The sequence below is a fragment of the Nocardia pseudovaccinii NBRC 100343 genome, assembly GCF_001613225.1.
GTDB classification, from domain to species: Bacteria; Actinomycetota; Actinomycetes; order Mycobacteriales; family Mycobacteriaceae; genus Nocardia; species Nocardia pseudovaccinii.
Window position 1 is genome coordinate 1 of sequence record NZ_BDBY01000376.1, and the last position, 22,403, is coordinate 22,403.

Genomic DNA, 22,403 nt, shown 5'->3' on the forward strand with positions numbered 1-22,403 from the left:
ATTCTTGGACTGGGTTGCCCCGGAGCGGATGGAATCGGAGATACGAGCTTTCCTCGCCGAAACAATGCCAGGCATCGCCACTTATGCGGATACGTGGTGGAAGCCGCCGATGACGAAAGAGATCCTGGAAGCCGTTAAAGAATTCTTCCGCGACCGTGAAGGATTCTTAGCGCCCGAAAATTGGGAAGCCGCGGACCGATTTATTCGGTTCTACGGTGAGTGCTTTGTCCGGCGTGCAGGGATGACATGGACCAACCGCCCTGAGTGGAGCGGTGCTCCGCTGTATGCCGATTTCAGTCCAGCCGTAGACGACGGAAACGGCAGGGAAGTGCGAAGCATGGTATCAATGTCGGATTATCTATTCCTCGAGGATGACGGTCCGAGCATGGCGGACTACGTGATCGCATCGGCTGCCCGCGATATGCGGAAGGCCCGAAACGGCTAGAACTAGTATTCATTGCATGAATGGGGGTGGGTACAGCCGTGCCCGGCGAATACGACGACTACCGGCGACGAGAACGGTTGACCAACTATGAACGGGGTCTGTATTTCGAACTCGGTCGGGCGTATATACGCGGCGAAACCCCTGAGCGTGGATGGGTGCGGCAATTCAAGATAGAAACCGGTAAAGGTTCGCGTGTCCTGGATTCGGCGAAGACCGAAGGCCGAGGAGTCCGAAGTATGGAACGTAAATCGGGACGGGTCAATGAGAAGGATGCGCGCGAGCAGCTAGCCAGAGAGCGTGCCGGACTTGCTTCCGGTCAACTTGTATATAGCACGTGGGAAACGGTCGAAGGTGAAAAGCTTCCGGATAAGGTGCGCGAGGATATGCAAGCGCTGGCCCGTGATTTTCCGGGCCGGTTCGATCATCAGGTGATATCCAGGGCAGACGCGCTGCGAGCTATCCAGCTCGGCCAGTCCTTGGTGTCCAAACAACTCGAATTGGTCAGGGCGTACGAGCTGACTCGTGCTGACCGCGCGCGTAAACGCTTGGAGAAGATCCGAGAGATTGTCCGGGCGCGGGAGCCGAAAGAGCGCGAGGAACCGGCTCGCGAGAAAGACGGACCGCAGCGGGAGAAAGCGCCGCAGAGTAAAGCGCTTGAACGGGAACCCGTCGAGCCGCGCGTCCGTGAAAGCGACCAGGACACGACCAAGCCGTCCGCCGTCGCGAGAGAACACACCGACTCCACGCCGAAGGCGCGAGAAGTCCGCGAGCGGGAGGATGCGCAGGCGCGGGAGACGGTCGATAGCTTCGGTTCGTTCCTCAGTGATGGGCAGAAAGAGCAAGTGCTAGCCGCGTGGAGGCAAGCGCGAGACAACGAACGCGATGCCGTAGTCCCGGAGATGAAACCCGTACGCGGCCAAGAACCCCCGGCCCTGCCACCTGTACCGCGGCGGACGCCGGAACAGGAACGCGAAGAAGCCTTAGCGCGAGCTGGGCAAGAACGCGCGAACGCCCGAGCGGCAGCGAGAGAGGCGGGACTGTCACCGGAGATCATCGGCATTCTCGGACTCAACAGCGAGAACCCGCATCAGATGATCGACGCCGACGTAGCGCGGACACGCGCCGAAGCGGAACGGGACCGGTCGATCCACCAGCAACGCGAACGTGAGCGCGCGGAACGCGAACGTCAACGCGGGCTCGGCCGGGAACAGAACTGAGACGTACCGGAGCGGCATAAGGCCCCAAAGTCGTTGTGTGGACCACTCTCGGGCATACCGATCTATATCCGCACCGGATGTTGCTTCGCCGCGTCTGCCAGCCGATAGCGGGCCGATGCGGTACGAGGTCGAGCAGGTGCTCAACTCGACTCGGTGGACAAGGCGCGAATCGTCGCTACCGCTACCTGATTCAGCGCCGTGCGCACGAATCCTCACGCGGGCCCAGCGCACCTTTCCGGCCGGGTCCCGGGAACCGATCGTCTCTAGTTCGCGTCCGGGAAAGCCTGGCGCACACCGATGGTGATCGCTTCGGCATCGGCCGACCTGCGGCGTTGGACGCGCTTCAGCGCCTCCACGACGCTCGCGGTCCGATTGTCGCTGTGCGCATCGATGAACGTGACCACCTCTGGACGTCGGACGGCAATTTGGATCCTCATACCACCCATACCTCGATGGTAATCCGCATGGCTCCTGAAGTTGCTCACCGGAGTTCGTTCAATAGCGAGTGATGCTCACTGATCGCGCAACCGATTTCGGTCCGCACCATTTCACGATGCCGCCGGTACGCCAGGTATTCGGCGACTGCGTCGTTGATGACGGCGTTCATGCTCCGCCCTTCGCGCTCGGCCTGTGCGCGAACCATGGCTTCGATTTCATCGGTCAGCCGAAAGTGCATGGTCACAACTACGAGGGTGACATGTTGGCGGCGAGGAGTCGCCCGGGTTACCGCTGCGAATCCTGGCGCCGCAAGACAACGGTTTGCCGGTCCAGGTCGACCCCGACCGGAGGCGGCGCACCTTGCGCTTGCTCGTCGCGCAGCATCGACACCGAGTCCCGGTGGTCCAGTTCCATCCGCTTCGTCCCGTAGAACATGGCGGTGAACTCGTCGGTGAAGGTGCCGGATACGGGGTTACGGCGTTTGCGGCGTTTTCGCGTCAGGGCTTCGTAGAGGGCGACGGCCATCAGCAGTAGGACCCAGCCAGGGATGGACCAGCCCAGGAAATCCGCCATGTGGCAGCAACGTATCCGCCGACTGTGGAGTTCCTGGGTAAGTCGGCGGCGGGCGGGTATACGGCGATTAGGTAAGCGCGGGGAGGGTGCGCAGCGATGATGCGGTGCAGTACGAGCCGCGCGGGATTGATTCGCGAGAGTTAGATGAGAGAGCCCTATTTTCGATTCGGCAGTCTGCTGGTGCTGATCTGGCTGGTGATCGGCGTCGTTGCCGCCGGGCAGCGGCACTATTTCGACAGCGGTCCGGTCAATTGCGCCGGCTTCGGCACGATCGCGGTGACGGTGATCGCCGGTCCGCTCAACTATATGGGCGTGAACCCGAAGATCTCCGACTGCAATGTGCCCCAACCAAGCCAGTAACGCGTGAGGGCTGAGTTCCGAGGGTTCGGCCACCCTCAGGGCTCAGGGCGTGCTCTGCCGGGCGGCGACATGCCGTGCGGTCGGGCGCGCCCGCCCGCGCCCGGCAAGATGCGACAATTCGCTGAAACCCGTGCGCGCGGTTTGCGGGAGAGATATGGGCGAGATGAAACTTGGCAGCGTGCTGATCGTGCTCTGGTTGGTCGTCGGCGTTGTCGCCTCGGGGCAACGGCACTATTTCGACAGCGGTCCGATCAACTGTGCGGGCTTCGGCACGATCGCCCTGACCGTCCTCGCGGGCCCGCTCAACTACATGGGCGTGAACCCGAAGATCGCCGATTGCAATGTCCCGCAACCGAGTCCCTAGATCGGCACCGGCTCCAGATTCCGTTGTGGCTCAGGAGCTTTCGTCGAACCACTGCCGGAAGCACCCGCCGAGGCGATGATGACGAGGCCGATACCGGCGCACTGAACGAGCGCGAGATCTTCGCCGAGCAAAAGCAGTCCCGCCGCGGCCGCGACCGCTGGTTCCAGACTCATCAGCACACCGAAGGTGGCGGCCGAAATCCGTCGCAGCGCTTCGAGTTCGATGGCGTGCGGCACCAGCGACGACAGCACCGCGACAACGGCGAGCGCCGCGAGCACCAGGGGATCGAACAGCGCCGGGCTCGCGTTGGCGAAGGCGACGGGTAGCACAAGTAGACCGCCGAACGCCATCGCGAGCGCCAAACCGTCGTGTCCTGAGGTATGCCTCCCGACCACCTCACTGCACGCGATGTAGGCGCCCCACCCCGCACCCGCGGCAATCGCGAACAGCACGCCGGTCCACGACACCGAACCACCGGTTTTCATCATCAGCAGCACACCCAGCCCGGCCACCAGCGTCCACATCAGATCGCGCGGGCGCCGCGAGGCGATGACCGCGACGGTGAGCGGTCCGAGGAAATCCAGGGTGACCGCCATACCGAGGGGTATGCGTTCGATGGCGGCATAGAAACACAGATTCATCCCGGCGACGGCGACACCGAGGCCGATGATGCCGGGTAGTGCCGCGCGGTCGACGCGCAGCGAGGGCCGCCACAGCAGCAGTGCGATGGCGCCCGCGAAGACCAGACGCACGCTTGCCGCCGTGCTGGCGCCGATGATCTCGAACAGATACTTGGCCAAGCCCGCACCCAGCTGGATACTGACCATAGCGGCGAGGATGAGGATGGGCGCGGGCACCGCGCGAGCCGCACGTGGCTGAACCTTCACGGCCAGAAAGCTAGGTGTCCTAAGTAAATGACAATGGACTGGTCGGTTTCTCGAAAACGGTGCTTACCTTGCCGATCGATGCCCGATCTGTGGTGATCGGCACAAGCGCTCATCCGGCCGGAGAGTGATCGTCTCGCGTGCGGGTATCCGAGTTGGTACGCGAGTGCGAAAGGAAGCGATGACCATGCGCGAGCGTGTGACCCATTCGAGACCAGCGCCTTCCGCTGGTGCGCGACTGTTTGCGATGCTTCTGATGATCTGGCTGGCCGTCGGCGTTGTCGCCGCAGTTCAGCGCCACAACTTCGACAGCGCCCCGATCAACTGTGCTGGTTTCGGCACCATTGCCGTGACGGCGCTGGCCGGTCCGCTCAACTACATGGGTGTGAACCCGAGGGTCGAGGAGTGTGACCTCCCGCAGCCCAGTCAGTAAGGCCTGGTCTCCCAACGGAATTCGAGTTGTCATCGGAGAATTCCAGTGGGAGCGTTCCCAATTCGAAACTCAGCCGCCTCAGACCGGCTGTCGTACCTCGTCGGGCGCGCTCAGCTCGGTGGTGAACGCACTCGGCCCCGCACCCGAAGTCGGGTGCGGGGCCGAGCCGGGGGTTCCGATCAGCTCACGCCGACGGGCACCCGCACTGTTTCCGCGGACCGCTGCTGCAGCTCACGCAGCTTCGCGCCTTCCACGTCGATATTCGGCAGGATCCGATCCAGCCACTTCGGAATCCACCAGGACCATTTGCCCATCAGCACCAGCAGCGATGGGATCACGACCATCCGGACGATGAACGCGTCGATCAACACGCCCGCCGCCAAGGCGAAGCCCATCGACTTCGCCGTGATGTCGGTTTCCAGCAGGAAGGAGCCGAACACCGAGATCATGATGATCGCGGCCGCGGTGACGACTCGGGCACCGTGGTGATAACCGGCGATCATCGCTTCCTTCGGCGACTTTCCGTCGACGAATTCCTCGCGCATCCGAGTCACCAGGAACACCTGGTAGTCCATGGCCAGGCCGAACACCAGACCGATCAGCATGATCGGCAGGAAGCTGACCAGCGGATGCGGATCCTCGATCAGCCCGAGCTTGCCCTGCTGGAAGATCAGCACGGTCGCACCGAAGGTGGCCCCCATGGAGAGCAGGAAGCCGAGCGCCGCGGTCAGCGGCACCAGGATCGAGCGGAATACCAGGATCAGCAGCAGGAATGCGGCACCGGCCACGATCGCCAGATACGGCACGATCTTGCTCAGCAGCACATGGTCGACATCGGCGAAGATCGCCGTGGTGCCGGTGATGCCGTATTCGATGCCGTACTCGGACTGCATCTGCGCTTCGGCATCGCGGGCGTCGCTGACCAGATCCTTGGTGGCCTGGTTGTTCGGACCCGACTTCGGCACGCCGTCGAGCAGTGCGCCCGCCTTGTCCTCACCGCTCCACTTGGGCTCGGTCACGTAATCCATGCCCGGGTACGACGCGAGCTTGGACCGCAGCGCGTTCACCGCGGCCGCGCGCCGGTCGGCGGGCACATTGGTGAGGTCCACCGCGACATTCAGCACGCCGTTGCTGCCCTCACCGAAGCCCTCGGTGCGCAGTTCGTAGGCCTTGCGGATGGTGGAGGTCTTCGGCTGGCTGTCATCGCCGGGCAGGCCGAGGTTCAGACCGGCGGCGGGTGCCGCGAGCAGACCGAGCACGACCACGCTGAGCAGCAGCGTCACCGCGGGCGCCCGACCGATCAAACGGCCGACGCGCATGCCGTTGGTGACCGACTTGTCGTCCTCCGGATCGTGCTGGGCCACGATCGGCAGCTTCGGCTTGAACAGGAACCGGCCGAACGCGCCGAGCAGCGCGGGCATCAGCGTGATGGCGGTGAGCACCGCGAACGCCGCGGCGATCGCACCACCCAGACCCATGAACGTCATGAACTGGACGCCGACGATGCTGAGCCCGCCGAGCGCGATGATGACGGTCAGACCGGCGAACACCACCGCCGAACCCGCCGTGCCGAGTGCGGTACCGGCCGCCTCCTCCGGCGAATCCTGCACTGCCAGTTCATGTTTGTAGCGCGACACGATGAACAGCGCGTAGTCGATCGACAGCGCGATGCCGATCATGGACGCGAGGAAGGTGGTGAAGCTGGGTACCTCGATGATCGAGGTGCCGAGGAAGATCAGCGAGGTGGCCGCGCCGAGGCCGACGATCGCGGTGATGATCGGCACGAAGGCGGCGACGATGGCGCCGAAGGCGATGATCATGACGACCAGCGCGATGCCCATGCCGATCTGCTCGGATTTACCGCTCGGTCCCTCGTTCTTCTGCGCGATCGAGCCGCTCATCTCCACCTGCAGCCCGGCATTGCGGGCATCGCTGGCGACGTTGTAGGCGGCTTCGCGCTGCTCGTCGGTGACGTCGGTGAACTTCTTGATGGTGAACGGGACGCTGAAGAACGCGACCGAGTCGGGCGCCGTCTTGCTGAGCACGTTCAGCGGTGCGCCACTGCACTTGGACGGATCCGGGTCGGTGATGCAGCCCGACTTCTCGGCGGCCTCGACCGGATCCATTACCGGCTTGCTGTGGTCGACGATGTCGAGCGTGCCGAGTTTGGCGATGAAGGCCTCGAGCGCCGCCCGGTTCGCCGGATCGGTCAGCTTCTGCCCATCGGGCGCGGCGATGACGTAGGTGCCGGTGACGGCGTCGAATTTGAAGGCGTCGGAGGCGCCGGGAAAGTGCTTGTCGAGAATGTCGTTGGCACGGGCGGACGGCAGCGCCGGCATGCTGAAGTCATTGGTCATCGGCTCCTTGAGCTGCGCGCCGAGGCCGCCGAGTAGCAGGAACAGGACAATCCAGACCGGAAGCACTATCCATTTCCTGCGGAAAGCGAACTTCCCCCATCTATACAGATAAACGGACACGAAAGGGTTCTCCTAGCTGACCTTTTCGAGCGACCTGCAAGCAGTCACTACGGATGGCTGGTTACGTGCTGATTCGTGGCGCGTAGACAAGCACTCGCGGGGATTGCCCTGCCGGCCCCCGCCTCCAATTGACGCTTTCTGCCTACCGTGCGGTAGGTAGACTACCCAGGAGCTAAGCGGAGGTACAACCTCAATTCTGGTGGCAACGTTAGCTCAGCGCATAAGTGGTGAGAGGATCATCCCATGATTGTTCGTGACGCGGGCGACGCTGTTGTCGCAGGTGGCGGCACAAAAATGGCCATCCGCGACGCTGCGGTAAAGCTGTTCGGGGCCAAGGGTTTCGAACAGACGAGCCTGCGCGAGGTCGCGGATGCGGTAGGAATCACAAAGGCTTCGCTCTACTATCACTACGCCTCGAAGTTAGATCTGTTACTGGCGATCGTCGATCCGATCGTGGATCACATGCGCTCGGTGATCGAGGATATCGATGCCGTCCCGCACGACGAGGAGGGCGTGCGCGCCGTGTTGCGCGCCTATCTGCGCGGCATGATCCGCCATCGCGACGCGGGTGCGCTGTGCGTGCGCGACACCGTCGCGATCATCAATGTCATGGCCGACCGGTATCCGGACATGCTGGATTCCACTCGGGTGCTGCGCGAATGGCTCGCCGGACCCGGCGCCGACGATGTCGCCAAGCTACGCGCCAGTGCGGCACTGGAAGTGCTCGGGGTCGCGCTGCTGTCCACCGAACTCGTGCCGGGGGTGGAGGATTCCGTGGTGGAACGCACACTTCTGGACGCGGCCACCTGTGTACTGACCGGCTGCCACACCGCGTAGATTCGTTCGAACACCGAAGAGGCCAGGGAGTAGCCGCCGTGCACATCACCGCGAGGGTCGATTACGCGGTGCGGACCCTATTGGAGATCGCCCGCGCACCGCAGATCCACCGTGCGTCGGATCGGGTCGCCGTGCAGGTCGCCCCGGTGGTGAAGGCCGAGGCGATTTCGACCGCGCAGCATATCCCGCCCAAGGTGCTCGAGACCGTACTCGCCGAATTGCGCAGAGCTGATCTGGTGACCAGTAGGCGCGGCCCGGACGGCGGCTATTGGCTGGCCCGCCCGGCCGCGCAGATCTCCATCGCCGATGTCATCCGTGCGATCGAGGGCCCACTGGCCTCGGTGCGCGGCGAGCGTCCGGAGGACGTGCGGTACCCGGGTGCGGCCGAACCGTTGCAGCGGGTGTGGATCGCGCTGCGAGTGAATATTCGTGCGGTGCTGGAGAATGTCTCCATCGATGACATCGCGCAGGACCGGCTGCCGGGATTCGTCGGCACACTCACCGAGGATCCCGGTGCCTGGGCGCGACGATAATTCGAATCGGAGCACACCGGCCGAAACCCTCGCGCGCGAACATCGCTGCTGGTCAGGAATGTTCGCGACGGACCGCGCGGATTGCCGGTAGCCTCCTTTTCATCATGCTGATCAGACTGCTTCGCACTCATCTGGCCCCATACCGGGCCCAATTGGCGGGCGTCGTCGGCCTACAACTCATCTCGGTCATCGCGATGCTGTACCTGCCGACCCTGAACGCCGACCTGATCGATAACGGTGTCACCAAGGGCGATATCGGCTACATCTGGACCACCGGTCTGTGGATGCTCGCCGTCACCGGCGTGCAGATCATCGCCTCGGCCTGCTCGGTCTATCTCGGCGCGCAGGCCGCGATGGGCGCGGGCCGGGATCTGCGCGGCGCGGTGCTGCACCGGGTCGGCACCTTCTCCGCGCGCGAGGTCGGCCTGTTCGGCGCGCCCTCGCTCATCACCCGCAATACCAACGATATTCAGCAGGTTCAGCTGCTGATCGTGATGTCGGCCACCATCCTGGTGATGGCGCCGATCATGTGTGTCGGCGGCATATTCATGGCGCTGCGCGAAGACCTCGGTCTGTCCTGGCTGCTGCTCATCGCGGTGCCCGCGCTTGCCATTTCGATGGGTGTCATCGTGGCGAAGATGGTGCCCGGCTTCCGCGATATGCAGCACCGGATCGATGAGGTCAACCGGGTGCTGCGCGAGCAGATCACGGGTATCCGGGTGGTGCGCGCGTTCGTGCGCGAACGGCAGGAGACCTGGCGCTTCGGCGTGGCCAACACCGAACTCACCGAATCCTCGCTGCGGGTTGGGCGGCTGATGGCACTGATGTTCCCGCTGGTGATGCTGATCAGCAATATCACTGCCGTCGGGGTGATCTGGTTCGGCGGACACCTCATCAACGACGGCAAAATGCAGATCGGCTCGCTCACCGCGATGCTGTCCTACATCATGCAGATTCTGATGGCCGTCATGATGGCCTCGTTCCTGGCCATGATGGCGCCGCGCGCGGCCGTCTCGGCCGACCGGATCGGTGAGGTACTCGAGACCGAAACCTCGGTGCTGCCGCCGCGGCTGCCGCAGCCGTTCAAGGGCGATCCGGCGCAGGTAGATCTGCAATTCGCCGAATTCGCCTTTCCCGGTGCGGAGAAACCGGTGCTGTCCGCGATCCGGTTCCAGGTCGAGCCGGGTACGACCACGGCGATCGTCGGTTCCACCGGCGCGGGCAAGACGACACTGCTCAATCTGATTCCCCGGCTCATCGATGTGACCGATGGCGCGGTCTACGTCGGCGGCACCGATGTGCGTCACATCGCCCTCGAAGTGCTGCGTGAACAGATCGGTCTGGTGCCGCAGAAGGCATATCTGTTCTCCGGCACCATCGCGAGCAATCTGCGCTACGGCAAACCGGACGCCACCGACGAGGAACTGTGGCGATGTCTGGAGATCGCCCAGGCCGCCGACTTCGTGCGCGATATGCCGCAGGGTCTGGAAACACCTGTCGCGCAGGGCGGCACGACCGTTTCGGGTGGACAGCGTCAGCGCTTGGCCATCGCGCGGGCGCTGGTCAAGAAGCCGCGGGTCTACCTGTTCGACGATTCGTTCTCCGCACTGGATGTCGCCACCGATGCCCGACTGCGCGAGGCATTGCGGCCGGAGACCAGGGATGCCTCGGTAATCATTGTGGCGCAACGGGTTACCACCATCCGCGATGCCGATCAGATCGTGGTGCTCGAGGACGGCGTGATGGCCGGGATCGGCACTCATGAGCAGCTGATGCGCGATTGCGCGGAATACCAGGAGATCGTCGCCTCGCAGCTCGGCGCCGATGAGGCCGTCGTGCTCGCCAAGCGCAACGTATCGCCGCCCGATGCGAGCGGTGACGGGTATCGGACCCGGCGGGAGGAGATCCGATGAGACCCGGAGCAGTGAATCCCGGTGCGCCGGATGCGAAAGCGAAATCGTTCGGTCCGTCGCTGCAGCGGTTGTTGCGCAGGCTGGCGCCCGAGCGCGCGTATGTCGGCGTGATCGTCGGGCTCGCGATCATCTCGGTGGTGCTGAATACGCTCGGCCCCTACATCCTCGGCAAGGCCACCAACGTGGTATTCGATGGTGTCGTCGGCCGCCGATTGCAGAGCGGCATCACCAAAGAAGAGGCGATCCAGCGCCTACGGGCCGCGGGCGACAACACCTTCGCCGACATGCTCGGCGCGATGAATGTCACTCCCGGTGTCGGTGTGGATTTCGGTGCGGTCGGTCGGGTGCTGATGCTGGTACTGCTGCTCTATATCGGCGCCGCGGTCTTCAGCTGGCTGCAGTCCTTCCTGCTCAATATCGTCATCAACCGCACCGTGAAGCGGCTGCGCAGCGATGTCGAGGACAAGATCCATCGACTTCCATTGCGCTACTTCGATTCCACACCGCGCGGTGACCTGCTCAGCCGCGTCACCAATGACGTCGACAATGTGTCGCAGACCCTGCAGCAGACCATGAGCCAGCTGATCCTTTCGCTGTTCTCGGTGATCGGCATCCTGATCATGATGTTCTGGATTTCGCCGCTGCTCGCGTTGATCGCCCTGCTCACCGTGCCCGCCGCGATCGTGGTCACCACGCAGATCGCCAAACGCTCCAAACCGCATTTCGTGAACCAGTGGAAGTACACCGGCATGGTGAACGCCCAGGTCGAGGAGGCCTTCACCGGGCACGAGGTGGTCACCGCATTCGGCCGCAACCGCGAGGTCGGGCAGGAATTCGACAAGCGCAACAACGATCTCTACGAGTCGAGTTTCAAGGCGCAGTTCATCTCCGGGCTGATCATGCCCGCGATCATGTTCCTCGGGAATGTGAATTTCGTGCTGGTGGCGCTGGTCGGCGGGCTGCGAGTGGCGACCGGCAATCTGTCGCTCGGTGAGGTGCAGGCCTTCATCCAGTACTCCCGGCAGTTCAGCCAGCCGCTGACCCAGATCGGCGCGATGGCCAACCTGCTGCAATCCGGTGTCGCATCGGCCGAGCGGATCTTCGAGATCCTCGATGCCGAGGAGCAATCGGCGGATCCGGTCATGGAGAACACCCGTCCGGTCGATCGCGGCCGGGTGGAGTTCGAGGCGGTGTCGTTCCGCTACGAACCGGAGACGCCGGTCATCGAGCGGCTGTCGCTGGTCGCCGAACCGGGACATGTGGTCGCCATCGTCGGTCCGACCGGCGCGGGCAAGACCACCCTGGTGAATCTGCTGCTGCGGTTCTACGAACTCGACGCGGGCACCATCACCATCGACGGCGTCGATATCACCGAGATCACCCGCGATCACCTGCGGTCCAGGATCGGCATGGTGCTACAGGACACCTGGCTGTTCAAGGGCACCATCCGGGAGAACATCGCCTACGGCAATCCGAATGCGAGCGATGCGGATATTCTCGAGGCCGCTCGCGCCGCCTATGTCGACCGCTTCGTACACGCGCTGCCGCACGGTTACGACACGGTCATCGATGCGGAGGGTTCGGGCGTCAGCGCTGGTGAGAAGCAGCTGATCACCATTGCCCGCGCCTTCCTGGCCAAGCCGTCCATCCTGGTCCTGGACGAGGCGACGAGTTCGGTCGACACCCGAACCGAGGCGCTGGTCCAGCACGCGACCGCCGCCCTGCGCCGGGACCGCACCAGCTTCGTCATCGCCCACCGCCTGTCCACCATCCGTGACGCCGACCTGATCGTCGTCATGGAGGCGGGTCGCATTGTCGAACACGGCAACCACGAGCGCCTTCTCGAAGAACGCGGCGCCTATTACCGCCTCTACAACGCTCAGTTCGCCGCGGCCGCCGCCGAGGCCTGAGCCGCGGTATCGCATAGCGGGCAGCTATCGCGCATAACGTGTGCGTTGTACGCGATGCCTATTGGCTGAGCGACAGCATGATGCGGGGCACTGCGGCGTGCCTGAGAGGATGTACAGCGTGGCTGATCCTGGAGCTTTCTCGTTCACCGTCGGTACCCGCATCCCGGGGCGACACGGTCGAACGGGCGTGATCAGCACACCGCACGGTGATATCGCGACGCCCGCATTCATTCCGGTCGGCACCAAGGCGACGGTGAAGGCGGTGCTGCCCGAGACCATGCAGGAACTCGGCGCGCAGGCGCTGCTGGCGAATGCCTACCACCTGTACCTGCAGCCGGGCCCGGACATCGTGGACGAGGCGGGTGGGCTGAGCAAATTCATGAACTGGCCCGGCCCGACCTTCACCGACAGCGGCGGCTTCCAGGTGATGTCGCTGGGTGTCGGCTTCAAGAAGGTGCTGGCCATGGAGGCGGTCGACGTCCGAAGCGATGACGTGATCGCCAAAGGCAAAGAGCGTTTGGCCACCGTCGACGATGACGGCGTCACCTTCCGCTCGCACCTGGACGGCTCGAAACACCGGTTCACCCCAGAGGTTTCGATGGGTATCCAGCATCAACTCGGCGCGGATATCATGTTCGCCTTCGACGAGCTGACCACTCTGCTGAATACCCGTGCCTACCAGGAGAAGTCGCTGCAGCGCACGCACGAATGGGCGCAGCGTTGCATCGACGAGCACGAACGCCTGACCGCCGCGCGCACCCATCGCCCGTATCAGGCGCTGTTTGCGGTGATCCAGGGCGCGCAGTACGAAGACCTGCGGCGCAAGGCCTGTCGGGAACTGGAATCGCTGCGCGGTAGTGCCGGAACGGGTTTCGACGGTTACGGCATCGGCGGCGCACTGGAGAAACACAATCTCGGCGCCATCGTCGGCTGGTGCTGCGATGAACTGCCCGAGGACAAGCCGCGGCACATGCTCGGCATCAGCGAACCGGAGGACATCTTCGTCGCGGTGGAGAACGGAGCGGACACCTTCGACTGTGTGAACCCGTCCCGGGTCGCGCGCAATGCGGCGATCTATGTCGCCGAGGGCAGATTCAATATCAATACCGCCAGATTCCGCCGCGACTTCACCCCGATCGACGACACCTGCGACTGCTACACCTGCGCGAACTACACTCGCGCCTATATCCACCACCTGTTCAAGGCCAAGGAGATGCTGGCCTCGACGCTGTGCACGATTCACAACGAGCGTTACACGATTCGGCTCGTCGACCGGATTCGCGAGAGCATCGAGAGCGGCTGCTTCGACGAGTACAAGGCCGAAACGCTAGGTCGCTGGAAAGGTCGGATCCGGACCCCGTGACTCCGAGGTCCGGACGCGGACAATAACTTTCAGCTCAGGAGCGCGGGAGTTTCGCGGGGTGCGTAGCTCGGCTCGTGCTTCTTCAAGAAGGCGATCACCCGGTAGGTGATCGGCAGCACGATGACCTCGGCGAGCGTCTTCCAGACGAAGCCGACGATCACGTAGTTCACGAACTGTCCCCAGCTGTCGATGCCGATGGCGGTGGCCGCGATCGAGCAGAAGATCAGCGTGTCACCGAATTCGCCGACGACCGTGGAGCCGATCAGCCGCGCCCACAGGTGCTTCTCCTTGGTCTTCTCCTTGATAAATACCAGCGAGGCCGAATTCAGCATCTCGCCGACGAAGTATCCGGCCAGGCCCGCGGCGACCAGCTGCGGGGTGGTGCCGATGACGGATCGGAAGGCTTCCTGATTGTCGTAGAAGGTGGCGGCGGGCAGCTCGATGGCGATCTTGAAGCAGATGACCGCGAGCAGCAGGATGGCGAAGCCGTAGTAGATGGCCCGGCGGGCGGCCTTGAAGCCGTACACCTCGCTCAGGACGTCGCCGATGATGTAGGCCAGGGGGAACAGGAACCACGCACCGTCGGTGGAGATCGGCAGGATCTCGATGGGGCCCAGCTTCACCGAATGATCGGTGAAGAATTGGACGCCTTTGGTTGCGCAGATATTCGAGATGATCAGCGTCGCGGTGAACAGGGCGACGACGGGGGTGTAGTAGCCCCGCGCGGCGACGGCGAATGCCGCGTGGGCCGCCGCGGGGCCCCCAGATTCTGGGTGTTCTTCGACTGTTTGGGACTCACTCACGCGCTTCATCCAACCAGGTTGTGGAATAGGCTGTACCAATGACGAATCCCGGCGATTCCGACGAATGGTGGAAACAGTACGGCGGCGAAGGCGTGTCGCCGGAGGCTGGCTCCCAGGGGTCGGTTCCGCAGTACCCCTCGGCACCGCAGTACCCTTCCGCGCCGCAGTACCCGCAGCAACCGGCTCCGACGCCGCCACCTCAGCCGCAGTCGCAGTACCCGAGCTACCCGCAGCAGCCGGTCGCCGGCCCGCAGCAGCCGTACCCGCAGACCCCGGCCTATCCGGGCGCGTATCAGCCGTACGGCTATCCGCAGCATGCCCAGGGCACTAATGGACTCGCGATCGGTTCGCTGGTCGCCTCCGTGGTCGGGCTGTGCACCTGCATCGGTTCGATCGTCGGGATCGTGCTCGGTGTCATCGCGCTCAACCAGATCAAGGAGCGCGGACAGGAGGGCCGCGGCCTGGCGCTGGCCGGTATCTGGGTGGGTGCGGGCGGCATCGTGCTCGCAATCGTCTATGTGATTCTCAACGTCGCGCTCTCGACGACATAAGACTCGAAACATCAGGGGCGCTCCCGAAATCGGGAGCGCCCCTGAGCTGTATCCGGGGTCTGCGATCAGGCCTTGACGACCTGGGTGCCGCCCGCGAACTTGTCGTGCCAGCCCTGCTTGTTCGGGTCCTGCGAGGTGGTGATGATCATGTAGATGACCAGGCCGAGCTCGGCCAGGCCACCGATGCACGGAATGATGCCCAGGGCGACATAGAGGTTGCGCTTCAGCGAAACCTCGGGGGTGATCTTCGCCGCGCCGCCGGGGGCGACGACCTTGAGGCCCAGGATCTTCTTGCCGAGGGTGGTGCCCTGCGAGGTCTCCATGCCGACGAAGTACGCGAGCCCTGCGATCGCGCCGACCAGACCGGTCACGATCTGCCCGCCGAGTCCGGAGCCCACGATGAGCGTGATGATGATGGAGATCGGGATGCCGACGATCAGGTGATCGATGACGCGGGCGCCGATGCGGACGCCGATATCACCGGGCTGTCCGCCGTATCCGTATCCCGGCTGCTCGCCATAGGGCTGCTGGGGGTAGGGCTGCTGCTGGCCGTAGGGATCCTGCGGCTGCTGACCGTATTGCGGCTGTTGTCCGTACTGGGGCTGCTGTCCGTACTGCGGCGGCTGCTGGCCGTACTGGGGCTGTTGTCCGTACTGCGGCGGCTGCTGGCCGTACTGGGGCTGTCCACCCTGCGGGTACTGCTGGCCGCCTGGGTATTGTTGCCCGCCTTGCGGATATTGGTTGGGGTCGTACCCACCGCTTGTCATATGTGTGTCCTCGTCAGTGATCAGTAGATCGGTCGATTGCGTACGTTACGGACATCGCGCGGGTTGCAACAACCCATTCTCGTCGAGTATCCACGGTTCCTGGGTCAGAGCGGCCGGGTCGAACTCGTCGAGTAGCTCGGCGGGCGAAATCGGGGGATAGCCCAGGGAACTGGCCAGTGCGGCCGCGACCCGATCGGGTGTATTGCCGAGGGCGAGCTGATCGGCGAGTGTCACCGCGCCGTCGCGTTTGGCCAGTCGCTTGCCCGCGGCATTCAGCACCAGCGGAACATGTGCGTAGTGCGGAACCGGAAGGTCGAGCAGCGTCGCGAGATAGGCCTGGCGTGGGGTCGACGGCAGCAGATCGTCACCGCGGACCACCTGATCGATGCCCTGTTCCGCATCGTCGACGACAACGGCCAGGTTGTACGCCGGAATTCCGTCGCCGCGGCGCAGTACGACATCGTCGACGGGTCCGCGGTAACGCCCGTGCAATTCATCGGTGATCTCGAATTCGGTTGCGCTCGCACGCAACCGCAGCGCGGCCGGGCGTCCGTCGGTGCGATGCGCGGCCCGCTCGGCTTCGGTCAGATCACGGCAGGTGCCCGGATAGTGGCCGAGCGGTCCGTGCGGTGCGGTCGCGGCCTGCTGGATTTCCCTTCGGGTGCAATAGCACTCGTAGGTGAGCCCGGCCGCCGTGAGCCGATCGATGGCCGCTCGATAGTGCGGCAGCCGGTCGCTCTGCCGGACTACGGGGCCGTCCCAATCCAGTCCGATCGCGGCGAGATCCGCCAGTTGGCGCTGTTCGGCGCCCGGCCGGACGCGATCCAGATCGTCGATCCGGAGCACGAAGCGGCGTCCGGTCGATCGTGCGAACAACCAGGCCAGCACCGCGGTGCGCAGATTTCCGATGTGCAGATCGCCCGAGGGGCTCGGGGCGTATCTGCCTGCTGGATTTCTGACTACTGGCACGTTTGCCATGCTAGGGGCTCCGGTGCGGGTCAACGGATCAGCAGACGCGGCTTGAGTCGGTCTTCGGTAATCGAGGTTCCGCTGTCGAGGGCGGCCAGCAGGTCCTCGGCGTGCGCGATGAGACCCGGGCGGTCGATTCCGTATGGCACAGCAGTGTTTCGGTCGGCCGCATAGGCGCGCAGCCGGGTCACCGCACGGGTCAGCAGAGTGCGCGCGCCCTTCGGATTCGCGCGCTGGATGTGGGTCAGACCGACCGCATATTGCGCCAGACCCTGCCACAGCATCCTTTCGGCGAACGGCCCGTTCTTCCACGCGGCCTCCAATACCTCGTGTGCGTTGAATGCCAGGCCGTCATCCAGCAGTTGCTGGGCGTAGGAAAGGGTTTGCTGGGGCGGCAGATTCAGGTCGTCCGGAATTCGCGGCACGCCGACGCTGCCGACCGGCAGCGGCCGCCCGAACCGGTCGCGTGGGCGGGGATTACGTGCGCGACCTGCCTCGTCGCGCGGGCGTTCGACCATGCTGCCCATCATCCACGGCTGGAGTCGAAGGCGTCCACCCGAGTTGGTTCGATCATGATTAATTGACGGATCACGGAGCAATCACATCCCAAAAAGTTTGCTGCCCAGCAAACATATGAATGGATGTCATCTTCCGGCAATGTCTCCGCAACTCGTCATCTTCGCAAGATTGGCAAATGCGAGCATTGAATGGGCAAGAGATCGGCAAATTCTCGAGGAACCTGCTACCCTTTAGCGCGCGGGGTCGACCCGCGAGGTGAATTAACCTCAAAGTGCAAGTGCGATCACGACGCACCGTGAAAGTCGCGCGCTTTGGCAAGGCGCACCGCGGGATTCGGCGTTCCGCGCCGGATGCCGGTGCTAGTTAGAACGATGTCAGAAGAATAATCTCGTTCTCGACGCAGCAAAGGAGCTAGTGGCGTGGAAGTTGACTTGACGGGCGCTGTGTGGCGTAAGAGCACATACAGCGGCCCCGACGGGAACTGCGTGGAAGTCGCATTTCTCGTCGACGGCAACGTGGCGGTCCGCGACACCAAAGACAACGGCTACGGTCCGTTGTTGGCGTTTACGCCCGGCGAGTGGAACGCGTTCCTAAACGGAATGTCAAAGGGGGAGTTCGGACGGTCCTGAACAACAGGTGCGTTCGAACCAACAGCACGGGCCCCGGGTCGGCACGGACTCGGGGCCTTCGCAGGTGCTCAGCGGTCTTTTCTCAGTGGTGCTGGCCGTCGGTCTCCTCCTGAGCTGCGCGTAGCACGGCGAGCTGCTTGCGCTCTTCCTCATGCTCGGCCGCCATATGCGCGCGGGACTCCTGCCACGGATCGGGTCGGAAGAATCCGCCGGTACCCGGCTTGCCCGCTGAGCCGAGCTTGTTCATCTTCTTCGGCACCGGCGCGCCCTGATAGGTCAACGGAATCGGGTGACCGTGCTCGTCGACCGGACCGAGCGGCTGGTGGATCTCGATGTACTCGCCGTGTGGCAGCCGCCTGATAATGCCGGTCTCGATGCCGTGCTCCAGCACCGCGCGGTCGCTGCGCTGCAGGCCCAGGCAGATGCGGTAAGCGGCGAAGTAGGCCACCGCGGGCAGGGTCAGAATGCCGATCCGGCCGACCCAGGTGGTCGCGTTCAGTGAGACATCGAATTTGTAGGCGATGATGTCGTTCACGCAGGACAGCGTCAGTACCACGTAGAAGGTGATTGCCATCGCACCGATCGCGGTGCGAACCGGCACGTCACGCGGGCGCTGCAGCAGGTTGTGGTGCGCGGTGTCCTTGGTCAGGCGCCGTTCGATCCACGGATAGGCGATCAGCACGGTGAAGACCAAGCCCATGATCATCGCACCCCAGAACGGTGCGGGCACGGTATAGCGGCCCGGATACAGCTCCCAGGGCGGGATCAGGCGCATCATGCCGTCTGTCCACATCATGTAGAAGTCCGGCTGGGTGCCCGCCGATACCTTGGCCGGGCTGTAGGGCCCGAAGGCCCAGATCGGGTTGATCTGCAGCAGGCCGCCCATAAGTGCGACGACACCGAGGGTGAACGCGAAGAACGCGCCCTGATCCAGCGAGAACACCGGCACGATGCGCGTGCCGATCACATTGCGTTCGGTGCGGCCGGGACCCGGGAACTGGGTGTGCTTCTGATACCAGACCAGCGCGATATGCGCGGCGATCAGCGCGAGCATGATGCCGGGGAACAGCAGCACGTGCGCGATGAACAGGCGCGGAAGGATGATCTCGCCCGGATAGTCGCCGCCGAACATCAACCAGTGCATCCAGGTGCCGATGAGCGGAATGCCGAGCGTGATGGACGAGAACGCCGCCCGCAGGCCGGTGCCCGAGAGCAGGTCGTCGGGCAGCGAGTAGCCGAAGTACCCCTCGAACATGGCCAGGATCAGCAGCAGCGAGCCGAGTACCCAGTTCGCTTCGCGCGGCTTGCGGAACGCGCCGGTGAAGAAGATCCGAAACAGGTGCACGATGATCGAGGCCGCGAAAAGCAGTGCGGCCCAATGGTGGACCTGGCGCACGAACAAACCGCCGCGGACCTCGAAGGAGAGGTTCAGCGCCGTCTCGTAGGCGCGGGTCATGGACACCCCGCGCAGCGGCTGGTAGGCGCCGTTGTAGGTGACCTCGGCCATCGATGGGTCGAAGTACAGCGTCAGATAGGTACCGGACAGCACCAGGATGATGAAGCTGTAGAGCGCGATCTCGCCGAGTAAGAACGACCAGTGGGTCGGGAAAACCTTGTTGATCGACCGTTTGATGAATCTCGCGGCCTGATATCGCTCGTCGAAGGAGTTGGCTTGTTCGCCTGCCTTACGACCTATGTCAATAGCCATGGCCGACACCCCGCTCTGGTGAGTGGTGGTATGTGTTCTACTACAGACGGTAGCAGGGGATCAGCCGGGAATCGATAGGTTTCCCTGAACCGCAATGTGGAACAAGATCATTCAGTTTCCCGGTGCCTGCCGATACCTCCCGCTGACCGGTGTCATATCGTCGAGTCGTGAGTACGGTGGCCGCCCAGGACGCGACGATGTACTGGCTGTCGGGTCGTACCCGAAATGACCTCTTCATGCTGTATTGCTTCGACGATTCCGGGCGTTCCGGTGCGCAACTGCGCGAGTTCGTCGCGCACCGCAGTGCGGAGATCGCCGACCTGTCGGTGCGGCTGCGCGAGCTGCCCGGAGATCTGGACTATCCGGCATGGGTTCGGTGTGAATTCCGTGCCGAGCAATTTGTGGAACATATCCTTCCGGCACCGGATTGGCCGAATGTGTGTGAGGTGCTCGGCAAACTGCTCGGTACCGGCGTGGACGCCGCGGTGCGACCGTGGCGGTTGCATGTGTTTCGCGGGGTCGTCGGTGCGCCGGGGGGTGCTGGACCGGCAATGGTAGCTGTATTGCAGATGTCGCATGCGTTGGCGGACGGGCGACGGGGTGCGGAGATCGCCAGGGGGTTGTTTTCCGAGGTTGGTGCGGGTCATGGGGCTGAGGCAGCTGCGCGGGACGGGCAGTTCGTGGCGGCCGAGCGGGTCGCCGCCGCCGAGCCGGTCGTCAGTGCGGCCCCGGTTGCCGATGCTGCCCCGGTTGCTGTGGTGTCGGAATCAGTTGCTCGGGTCGAGCAGTGCGTTTCGGCTGAGCAAGCCGCCGGAGCTGCGCCGATTGCCGACACCGCGCCAGTTGCCGATGGCGCCTTTTGTGCCGCGCCGGTTGCTGTATTGCGAGATTCGGTTGCTCGGATGCTGGGTCGGCATGCTGCCGACCTCGGCCGACGCCTCGGTGCGGCAGTGGCCGAAGCGGCGCCGGTGGATCCCATGTATGTGTACTCGGTGCCCGCCCTGCTTCGGATGCCGATTCAGTTCGCGCGCACAGCGATTCGTGGCTATCAGGCCTTCCGGGCGCAACAGGAATTGGCCGAATTGACCACTGCGGGAAGGCTTCCGGGGCCGGGGCCCGCGTTCTCACCGAGTCTGCTGAACCGGAGCGATGCGACAGATGGGCACGCCCATCAGGCACGGATGATCGTCTGCGATGCCGAACGGCTGCGCATCCCGGGCTGCACCGTGACCGTGGTCGCGCTGACCGCCGTGTCGATCGCACTTGATCGCTATCTAACCGCGCGAGGTGAGCGAGCGGACCGCCTGGGCGCGCAAGTGCCGATGGCCTTGTCCGGCAATTGGATAGCGGCTCGCAACAACTATCGAAGCCTCGGTGTCGACCTTTTCATCGACGAACCGGACCTACTGGCTCGCGCGAACAAGATCGCCGCAGCCCTCGCCGATCGCCGAACCCGCGCCCAGCATCCACTGCTCACCGCGCAGGACCGCGTCACCGCCGTCATCCCCGCCCCGCTAATGCGCCGCGATATCGAGCGCTACCCGCTCGACACCGTCCCCGACTCCATCGCCGGACATACCGTGGTGTCCAGCGTCCACCGCGGCCCCGCCGACCTGACCTTCTGCGGCGCACCCGTCCGATTCACCGGTGGTTTCCCCGCGATCGGCTCGGTCATGCACCTGACTCACGGTGTACACGGCCTCGGCGACACCGTCACCGTCTCGATCCACGCCGACACCGCCGCGCTACCGGACATCGATAATTACGTCGACCTGCTACGCGATGCGCTGAACGAGGTATTCGACTGTGCCATGGCCGAATTGGGCGAGCCCGAAACCTCAACCGGGTGATTCACCGCAGCCCGACGCCGTACTTCTACTCATGTCCGAGCGACATCGGCATGTTCGAATGCATTGAACGCCTGCACATCCGGGCGGAGATAGCTGCGGCGGCAATCGAGCGGGGGCAGCCATGACCACATCACCAACCGACTCCACCTCGGTCGGCCAGTGGATCGCACGCCTCATCGCGATCGTGCTCCTGATCCCACTGCGCCTCGTGTGGGAGGGCGTCAAGCTGCTCGGCCGCATCACCGCCGCTGCCCTGACCTACATCTGGAACCACCTACTCGACCCGATCTGCCACCTCGCCTGGCACTGGTTGCTCCGCCCCGCTTGGGCTTTCGTCAAGGACTTCCTCTGGGGTTGGCTCCTGCACTACGTCCTCTGGGGTCTGGTCCTCACCCCACTGGCCACCTTCGCCCTCGACTACTTCCTGCGCCCCCTCCGCCGCGCAGTCGAGGTCTTCCTCTGGCGCCGAATCTTGCGCCCAGCCTTGACCTGGCTCACGAAAAACATCCTGCTCCCGATCGCCGCCATCACCCTGCGGGTCCTGTACCTGGGGTGCAAATACCTGATCGCCTGGCCCGCCTACCAACTCTGGCGCTGGATCCTGCACCCCCTGTGGCGGCTACTCCGCACCGCCCTGATCTGCGGCTGGCTCGGCGCAACCGCCATCGTCGGCGTTCTCGTAGTAACCCCCTGCCGCGCCATTTACCGCATAATCCTGCGCCCCATCCTCATTAGCCTGGCCACCGCCTGGCGCATCACCGTCGTTCGCCCCACCCGCTGGACCTACCTGAATGTCGTTCAGCCGATGAACAAATGGGCCACCCAGATCATGACCACGGTGTTCGGCAACTGAGCCTGTC

Annotated in this window: 24 protein-coding genes; 14 read left to right on the forward strand and 10 right to left on the reverse strand. The window is 64.0% G+C overall.

Annotated elements, in window-relative coordinates; translation table 11 throughout:
- Positions 1-445, forward strand: a 445-nt coding sequence (locus tag NP3_RS40735; protein ID WP_218025034.1) for a hypothetical protein, incomplete at its 5' end; no start/stop codon positions are given.
- Positions 446-471: 26 nt separating this feature from the next.
- On the forward strand, positions 472-1,662 hold the full coding sequence (locus tag NP3_RS48620; protein WP_218025035.1) for a hypothetical protein: 1,191 nt from the start codon (positions 472-474) through the stop codon (positions 1,660-1,662).
- Positions 1,663-1,925: 263 nt separating this feature from the next.
- On the opposite strand, the gene NP3_RS40750 is transcribed toward NP3_RS48620, so the two are convergent.
- Genes NP3_RS40750 through NP3_RS40760 form a run of 3 tightly spaced genes read right to left on the reverse strand, consistent with a single transcriptional unit; the run spans position 1,926 to position 2,673 of the window.
- Positions 1,926-2,099, reverse strand: a complete 174-nt coding sequence (locus NP3_RS40750; protein ID WP_157124885.1) for a hypothetical protein — start codon at positions 2,097-2,099, stop codon at positions 1,926-1,928.
- Between the two features lie 44 nt (positions 2,100-2,143).
- A complete protein-coding gene (locus NP3_RS40755; protein ID WP_063047045.1) occupies positions 2,144-2,344 on the reverse strand; it encodes a ribbon-helix-helix domain-containing protein in 201 nt (66 codons plus the stop codon).
- Positions 2,345-2,385: 41 nt separating this feature from the next.
- Positions 2,386-2,673, reverse strand: coding sequence for a DUF6191 domain-containing protein (locus tag NP3_RS40760; RefSeq protein WP_063047046.1), 288 nt, complete (start codon positions 2,671-2,673; stop codon positions 2,386-2,388).
- A gap of 144 nt (positions 2,674-2,817) precedes the next feature.
- On the opposite strand from NP3_RS40760, the gene NP3_RS40765 reads away from it, so the two are divergent.
- Together NP3_RS40765 and NP3_RS40770 are read left to right on the forward strand one after the other, a co-directional pair.
- Complete coding sequence (locus NP3_RS40765; RefSeq protein WP_063047047.1) at positions 2,818-3,033, forward strand: hypothetical protein; 216 nt, start codon at positions 2,818-2,820, stop codon at positions 3,031-3,033.
- 163 nt (positions 3,034-3,196) lie between these two features.
- Complete coding sequence (locus tag NP3_RS40770; RefSeq protein WP_063047073.1) at positions 3,197-3,397, forward strand: hypothetical protein; 201 nt, start codon at positions 3,197-3,199, stop codon at positions 3,395-3,397.
- Here the strand turns inward: NP3_RS40770 and NP3_RS40775 are convergent.
- Complete coding sequence (locus NP3_RS40775) at positions 3,394-4,284, reverse strand: EamA family transporter (RefSeq protein ID WP_245721315.1); 891 nt, start codon at positions 4,282-4,284, stop codon at positions 3,394-3,396. The two genes, NP3_RS40770 and NP3_RS40775, sit on opposite strands and share 4 nt — an antisense overlap.
- 178 nt (positions 4,285-4,462) lie before the next feature.
- Here NP3_RS40775 and NP3_RS40780 point away from each other — a divergent pair, with 178 nt between their 5' ends.
- Complete coding sequence (locus tag NP3_RS40780; RefSeq protein ID WP_245721321.1) at positions 4,463-4,714, forward strand: hypothetical protein; 252 nt, start codon at positions 4,463-4,465, stop codon at positions 4,712-4,714.
- A 179-nt stretch (positions 4,715-4,893) separates the two neighbouring features.
- On the opposite strand, the gene NP3_RS40785 is transcribed toward NP3_RS40780, so the two are convergent.
- Entirely contained in the window at positions 4,894-7,191 is a 2,298-nt protein-coding gene (locus tag NP3_RS40785) for an MMPL family transporter (protein ID WP_063047049.1), read from the reverse strand.
- 243 nt (positions 7,192-7,434) lie between these two features.
- On the opposite strand from NP3_RS40785, the gene NP3_RS40790 reads away from it, so the two are divergent.
- From NP3_RS40790 to tgt, 5 genes are all read left to right on the forward strand, one after another.
- The gene (locus NP3_RS40790; RefSeq protein WP_063047050.1) at positions 7,435-8,028 is read left to right on the forward strand and encodes a TetR/AcrR family transcriptional regulator; all 594 of its coding nucleotides are present in this window, start codon (positions 7,435-7,437) and stop codon (positions 8,026-8,028) included.
- A gap of 38 nt (positions 8,029-8,066) precedes the next feature.
- Complete coding sequence (locus NP3_RS40795; protein ID WP_063047051.1) at positions 8,067-8,561, forward strand: RrF2 family transcriptional regulator; 495 nt, start codon at positions 8,067-8,069, stop codon at positions 8,559-8,561.
- A 104-nt stretch (positions 8,562-8,665) separates the two neighbouring features.
- Positions 8,666-10,474, forward strand: a complete 1,809-nt coding sequence (locus NP3_RS40800) for an ABC transporter ATP-binding protein (protein WP_084509597.1) — start codon at positions 8,666-8,668, stop codon at positions 10,472-10,474.
- The gene (locus NP3_RS40805) at positions 10,471-12,384 is read left to right on the forward strand and encodes an ABC transporter ATP-binding protein (RefSeq protein ID WP_063047052.1); all 1,914 of its coding nucleotides are present in this window, start codon (positions 10,471-10,473) and stop codon (positions 12,382-12,384) included. Before NP3_RS40800 ends, NP3_RS40805 begins: the two co-directional genes overlap by 4 nt.
- 109 nt (positions 12,385-12,493) lie before the next feature.
- Complete coding sequence (gene tgt / locus NP3_RS40810; protein WP_063047053.1) at positions 12,494-13,747, forward strand: tRNA guanosine(34) transglycosylase Tgt; 1,254 nt, start codon at positions 12,494-12,496, stop codon at positions 13,745-13,747.
- Positions 13,748-13,776: 29 nt separating this feature from the next.
- Here tgt and NP3_RS40815 read toward each other — a convergent pair whose 3' ends face one another.
- The gene (locus NP3_RS40815) at positions 13,777-14,559 is read right to left on the reverse strand and encodes a queuosine precursor transporter (protein ID WP_245721316.1); all 783 of its coding nucleotides are present in this window, start codon (positions 14,557-14,559) and stop codon (positions 13,777-13,779) included.
- 29 nt (positions 14,560-14,588) lie between these two features.
- Here NP3_RS40815 and NP3_RS40820 point away from each other — a divergent pair, with 29 nt between their 5' ends.
- Positions 14,589-15,101 carry a DUF4190 domain-containing protein gene (locus NP3_RS40820; protein ID WP_063047054.1) on the forward strand — a complete coding sequence of 171 codons (513 nt, stop codon included), beginning with the start codon at positions 14,589-14,591 and terminating at the stop codon, positions 15,099-15,101.
- 65 nt (positions 15,102-15,166) lie between these two features.
- Here NP3_RS40820 and NP3_RS40825 read toward each other — a convergent pair whose 3' ends face one another.
- From NP3_RS40825 to NP3_RS40835, 3 genes are read right to left on the reverse strand one after another with little or no spacing between them, the layout of a single operon-like run.
- Positions 15,167-15,868, reverse strand: coding sequence for an RDD family protein (locus NP3_RS40825; RefSeq protein ID WP_063047055.1), 702 nt, complete (start codon positions 15,866-15,868; stop codon positions 15,167-15,169).
- A 45-nt stretch (positions 15,869-15,913) separates the two neighbouring features.
- The gene (gene gluQRS, locus NP3_RS40830; RefSeq protein WP_157124886.1) at positions 15,914-16,846 is read right to left on the reverse strand and encodes a tRNA glutamyl-Q(34) synthetase GluQRS; all 933 of its coding nucleotides are present in this window, start codon (positions 16,844-16,846) and stop codon (positions 15,914-15,916) included.
- A gap of 20 nt (positions 16,847-16,866) precedes the next feature.
- Entirely contained in the window at positions 16,867-17,355 is a 489-nt protein-coding gene (locus NP3_RS40835) for a DUF309 domain-containing protein (RefSeq protein WP_063047076.1), read from the reverse strand.
- A 420-nt stretch (positions 17,356-17,775) separates the two neighbouring features.
- Here NP3_RS40835 and NP3_RS40840 point away from each other — a divergent pair, with 420 nt between their 5' ends.
- Positions 17,776-17,985, forward strand: coding sequence for a DUF397 domain-containing protein (locus tag NP3_RS40840; protein ID WP_063047056.1), 210 nt, complete (start codon positions 17,776-17,778; stop codon positions 17,983-17,985).
- Between the two features lie 82 nt (positions 17,986-18,067).
- On the opposite strand, the gene qcrB is transcribed toward NP3_RS40840, so the two are convergent.
- Entirely contained in the window at positions 18,068-19,693 is a 1,626-nt protein-coding gene (gene qcrB, locus NP3_RS40845) for a cytochrome bc1 complex cytochrome b subunit (protein WP_063047057.1), read from the reverse strand.
- Positions 19,694-19,860: 167 nt separating this feature from the next.
- Between qcrB and NP3_RS40850 the strand changes: the two genes are divergently transcribed.
- Both NP3_RS40850 and NP3_RS40855 read left to right on the forward strand, forming a co-directional pair.
- The gene (locus tag NP3_RS40850) at positions 19,861-21,543 is read left to right on the forward strand and encodes a WS/DGAT domain-containing protein (protein WP_157124887.1); all 1,683 of its coding nucleotides are present in this window, start codon (positions 19,861-19,863) and stop codon (positions 21,541-21,543) included.
- A 121-nt stretch (positions 21,544-21,664) separates the two neighbouring features.
- Entirely contained in the window at positions 21,665-22,396 is a 732-nt protein-coding gene (locus tag NP3_RS40855; protein WP_063047059.1) for a hypothetical protein, read from the forward strand.
- The last annotated feature ends 7 nt before the right edge of the window (positions 22,397-22,403 follow it).